Annotated in this window: 6 protein-coding genes; all 6 read right to left on the reverse strand. The window is 64.9% G+C overall.

Features of this window, described 5'->3' with window-relative positions; translation table 11 throughout:
* A partial coding sequence (locus EOA86_RS22700; RefSeq protein WP_164891911.1) for an XRE family transcriptional regulator occupies positions 1-583 on the reverse strand: 583 nt, incomplete at its 3' end.
* A 115-nt stretch (positions 584-698) separates the two neighbouring features.
* A complete protein-coding gene (locus EOA86_RS22705) occupies positions 699-1,769 on the reverse strand; it encodes a D-alanine:D-lactate ligase-like protein (RefSeq protein WP_128343678.1) in 1,071 nt (356 codons plus the stop codon).
* A gap of 179 nt (positions 1,770-1,948) precedes the next feature.
* On the reverse strand, positions 1,949-2,830 hold the full coding sequence (locus EOA86_RS22710; protein ID WP_128343679.1) for an SMP-30/gluconolactonase/LRE family protein: 882 nt from the start codon (positions 2,828-2,830) through the stop codon (positions 1,949-1,951).
* Positions 2,827-3,468: a 2-dehydro-3-deoxy-6-phosphogalactonate aldolase gene (locus tag EOA86_RS22715; protein WP_128343681.1), complete on the reverse strand. Its 642-nt coding sequence runs from the start codon at positions 3,466-3,468 to the stop codon at positions 2,827-2,829. The genes EOA86_RS22710 and EOA86_RS22715 overlap by 4 nt, the downstream gene beginning before the upstream one ends.
* On the reverse strand, positions 3,465-4,421 hold the full coding sequence (locus EOA86_RS22720; protein ID WP_065006419.1) for a 2-dehydro-3-deoxygalactonokinase: 957 nt from the start codon (positions 4,419-4,421) through the stop codon (positions 3,465-3,467). Before EOA86_RS22720 ends, EOA86_RS22715 begins: the two co-directional genes overlap by 4 nt.
* A partial coding sequence (locus EOA86_RS22725) for an SDR family oxidoreductase (protein ID WP_128343684.1) occupies positions 4,418-4,716 on the reverse strand: 299 nt, incomplete at its 5' end. The genes EOA86_RS22725 and EOA86_RS22720, both read right to left, overlap by 4 nt.

Genomic DNA, 4,716 nt, shown 5'->3' on the forward strand with positions numbered 1-4,716 from the left:
AGAGCACCTGCGCCGGCGTCTTGCCGATGTTTGCCGTGCGATGGGGCGTCGAGGTTGCGTATTCGATGCTGTCGCCCTCGTTCATGACGAAGCGCTCGTCTGCCAGCGTCAGCTCGACTGTTCCCTTCAGAACGACGAACATCTCGTGCTTGCCGCCATGCGTGTAAGCATCGTTACCGGTCGAACCGCCGACGTCGAAATCCCCCGAATAAACCTCGAATTCATGGATCGGCCGCCGCGACAGCAACGTCTTTCGACAACCGTGGCTGATCGGCAGCAGGGGCCGGTCGCCTCTGGTGAGCACCTTGTGGAACCCACCTTCGGTCTGCTCGAACAGGTCGTTGATGCCGAGATCCAACGCAGCCGCGATCCGCATCAGGGTGCTGGCGCTGGCGCCGCTCAGATTGCGCTCGAGCTGGCTGATGAAGCTCGCCGTCGTGCCGACCATGTCGGCCAGCTGGCGAAGCGAAATGCGTCGGGCCGTGCGAATGGCCTTGATCCGCCCACCGACATGCTTCGCCTTGTCCGCGTCCGCCCCTGCCTGCGCGGCCACGCCCGGGGACGTAGCAAGGTCGACTTTCACCGAGTGCCTCCTTCACTTAACACCCTATTAAGTGAGGTGCCGGAACGCAAGCGATTTGTCAAGATACGATACGATCCTGGGTCGCCCCGGGGGCAGCTTCACGCAGAATTTCTGCTCAGGACGCGGCCATTCGGTTAAAACGGCTCGCCGCGGTCTCGGCCATCGCATCGGCGAGGCCCATCTCCCATTGCGTGCGGCAATAGGCGCGGAAATCGAAGCAGGGCAGGCCGGGGCAGACCTCGAATTCGATGAGATGGACGCTGTCGTCGGCTTCGACCCGGAAATCGATGGAAAATACATCTCGCAGGCCGAGCCCGGTCATCAGGCTTTGCGCGATCCGTCGGATCTTTGCATCGGCTCGCGGCTGGCTGGCGGCGACCGGCAGCAGCTCGGGCTCGGCGTATGTCCCCGCCTCCCTGGCAGCCTCGCCGGTGCCGCCATAGAGCGCCAGGCTGTCTGCCATGGTCTGAAAATCACCGCCCGAATCGACAAAGGCGATGCCGAGCGCCTCGACGCCGGTGTCCGGCTTCAGGCCGAGATAGCTCGCGCGCACATTGCGCCCGGCTACATAGGGCTGCACGACGACGTCGTCGCGATAGGCGGCGAACACACGCCGGCTAAGTTCCAGCGCATGGCCGAGATCGGCACAGCGCGAGTCCGGCCAGATGCCGATCTTGGCGCCGAGCCGGTTCGGCTTGACAAACCAGCCTGCCGGCGAAGCCGGTGGCTCGACCAGCCAATGACCGTCGCGGGCCAAACCGGATTGCGGCACCGGCAGGCCGAGTGCACCGAGCACGGCGCCGGAGCGGAACTTGTCCTGGCACAGCGCAAACAGCGCGTCATCGGTACCGATCACCTTCAGGCCATTCAGCCGTGCCAAAGCAGGTGCGGCGCCGCCGCGGAAATAGGCGACGCCGTCGGTCAGCGTCCAGACAAGCGTGGACTTTGGGCCCTCGCCGGCGAGAGCGCTCGCGGCATCGTCGAGCGCCACTGGAACGAAGGATAGGCCGCATGTCAGGCAGGCTGCGGCCAGCGCATCGAACTCAGAGGCGATGTCGGTCGATTGCGCCAGATAGGAGGCGATTTCGGCGGCGCGCGCCGCCACGTGGCCATCGGCGACCAGCCGGTCGAAGCAAGCCTTTTCCGGCTCGTAGACAAGGATCAGCTTCGGCTTGCGGCTTGACATGAGATGAACGATTCCCGAGGATGAACGGGTCCTGGCAGCGCGATTACCTACCATCGCACGGCGAATGTATAAGGCCTTCGCGGAAAACCGACGTCAGCCGGACGCCTGCGCGACAGTGCTGATGCGATCTTCTTGTTTGACCATGATCTTTTCCGAACCGAAGGTTCGCGATCATTGGTCTAGGCGATCAGCACGCGCGGCTCGAAGCGGCCGTTGACTGGAATGTCGAGCAGAAATGTCATGCCGGCTTGCGGGTCCAGCAGGCGCTGCTTCTCATCCTTGCCCGACCAGGCTGAAGTCACCGCCAGCCGGTCGGCATTCCTGCCGACAAAGGCCGGGCAAGACGGTTGCGTCACCGGCATCGCGACCGAACGGATGAGCTTGCCGTCAGGCTCATAGGCTTCGATGACGCTGCCGCCCCAGCAGGCGTTCCAAAGAACACCGTCGCGATCGAGCACCGAACCGTCGATATAGCCCTTGGCATTGCGATGATCGACGAAGATCTTCGGTTCGCCGACCGGCAGGCCGGTCGCTGGATTGCAGGCGACGCGCATCAACAGGCCGGTGCTGGTATCGGTGTAACAGGCGACCGTTCCGTCCTCGGAAAAGCAGATCGAGTTCGACACGGTGATGTCCGAATAGAGCCGACGCAGCTCCCCCTTGAAGAACCAGTAGATCGAGCCGGCGGCCTTTTCCTCGCCCTTGCCCATCGTGCCGACCCAGAAGGCGCCGCAGGGATGGACGCGCGAATCATTCGAGCGCGTCACCGGATTGTCGGCCTCGATCGCCGTGTGCAGCGTCATCTTGCCGGTCGCGACGTCGCGGACATGCAGGCCGGTTTCGGTAGCGATCAATTGTCTGTTGTCATCGATGACGGCGATGGCGCTGGCCATCTGGCCAAGCTCGTGGATTTTGACCGCACCGCCGGAAAGCTGCTTTTCCAGAAGCTGGCCGTTGACGATGTCGAACCAGTAGAGCGTATCAGTGGCGGGGTCATAGCTCGGGCCTTCGCCGAGCTGGCAGACATGGTCGGAAAGAACAGAAACGATGGCTTCGTTCATCGCACTGCTCCAAACGCCGCATCCCAGGCGACGACTGCGGCCTGTGCTCGCGTTGCCACCTCATCCACGTTCATACCAGGCTTGAACAGGCTGGAGCCGAGGCCGAAGACGCTGACGCCAGCAGCTTTGTAGCCGGCAAAGTCCTTTTCCGACACACCACCGACCGCGCCGACCAGCATATCGGAAGGCAAAACCGCGCGCATCGCCGCGATGCCGGCCGCGCCGAGCACGCTGGCCGGGAAGAATTTCAGCGCCGAGGCGCCGAGCCGGATGGCCTGAAATGCCTCGGTCGGCGTGAACACGCCGGGCATCGTCACCATGCCGTAATTCATCGCGCGACCCATGACCTCGGCATCGATGTTGGGGCTGACCAGCAGCCGCCCGCCGGCCTTTTGCAACCCGTCGACATCGGCCGCGGTCAGCACAGTGCCGGCGCCGACCAGTGCCGTCGCCGGCAGCGCCTCCGCGATCCTCGCGATCGAGGCGAAGGGCTCCGGCGAATTGAGCGGAACTTCGATCGCTTCGATGCCGGCCTCGAAGATCGCGCGGCCAATGGCCACCGCCTCGTCCGGCTTGAGGCCGCGCAAGATGGCGACAATGCCGCGCTCGAGCTTCGGAAATGGTGCGGTCTCGGTCATGCGGCAACTCCGCTTCCAGCAATCATGCCATTTTCGCGCGCCGCCTCGATCAGGCCCGCACGCACCGCCTCGTCGGCATCGACGGTCCGAACCGCGAGTCCAGCGAGGCCGAGCGCCTCCGTGTACAGCGCGCCGAGCGCGCCGGAAGCGACCAGCACGACCGACCCGCCTTTCCCATAGCGCCGGCTGGCCGAGGCGATCTCGCCGCCGATCAGCAGACCGGACAGGCAAGCAGCTGCATCGTCGGGCTTCAGGTCCTGAAGCAGGCCAGCGGCGCGGATCGAGAACAGTCTCGACGTGACATCCCCGCCGTCGGCAAGCGCTTGCTCGCACCAGCGCCGGAAAAACGGATTGCCTGGTGCAACCGGCTGGGGCTGCTCGCCCAGCGAATGGCGCAGGATCGAGTGCGCCGCCAGCACCGAAAACAGCTCGCCGGTCGGCCACGTGCCGAAACCGGCAACAGCGCCGTCCTCGACCAAAACCCATTTCGAATGGGTCCCGGGCATGCAGACGAGATGACGGCCCTTTGCCGGCAAACCAGCGCCGGCCAGCTGCGTTTCCTCGCCCCGCATGACGTCGGGCGCATCGGCCTGGCGCTGGGCAAGCCCCGGCACGATACGGATGTCGCGGCGCTGGCCGGGGATGCGCGCAGCGCCGGCAAGGATGGCGCCGATCGGCGCCGGCACGGTGACATAGGGCGCCTCCAGCCAGCCCTGGCGCGAGCCGGCCATGCCGCAGATGATGACGGGCATCGCTTCCGGCGCGCCCATCGCCACCAGATGTCCTTCGAGGATGGTCGAAAACCCGGCGGCCTGCGCAGTGATCAGCCCGTCGTCGCCGCGGCGCTCGGCAAGGACGTTTCCGGCCTCATCGATCAGCCAGACCCGGAGACGGGTTGTGCCCCAATCGACGGCGGCAACGGCCGGCACCTTGTTCGGAAATCCTGGGCTCACAGGAAGCCCCCATCGACGATCAACATCTGTGCGGTCAGCATCCGCGAAGCGTCCGACGCCAAGAACAGCACCGTGCCGACAATGTCTTCCGGCTGCATAACCTGCTTGATGCATTGCTTGGCAACGTGGGCGGCGAGCGCCTGTTCGGTGACCCAGAGCTCCTTCTGCCGCTCGGTGATCACCCAGCCGGGTGCGATCGCATTGACACGAATGCCGTCGGCGCCGAGCTTGCCGGCAAGCCCCTTGGTCAGGCCGACGATGCCGGCCTTGGCGGCGGTATAGGCCGGCATGTCGG

Origin of the sequence: Mesorhizobium sp. M5C.F.Ca.IN.020.32.2.1 (assembly GCF_004023105.1) — a bacterium.
GTDB lineage: Bacteria > Pseudomonadota > Alphaproteobacteria > Rhizobiales > Rhizobiaceae > Mesorhizobium > Mesorhizobium wenxiniae.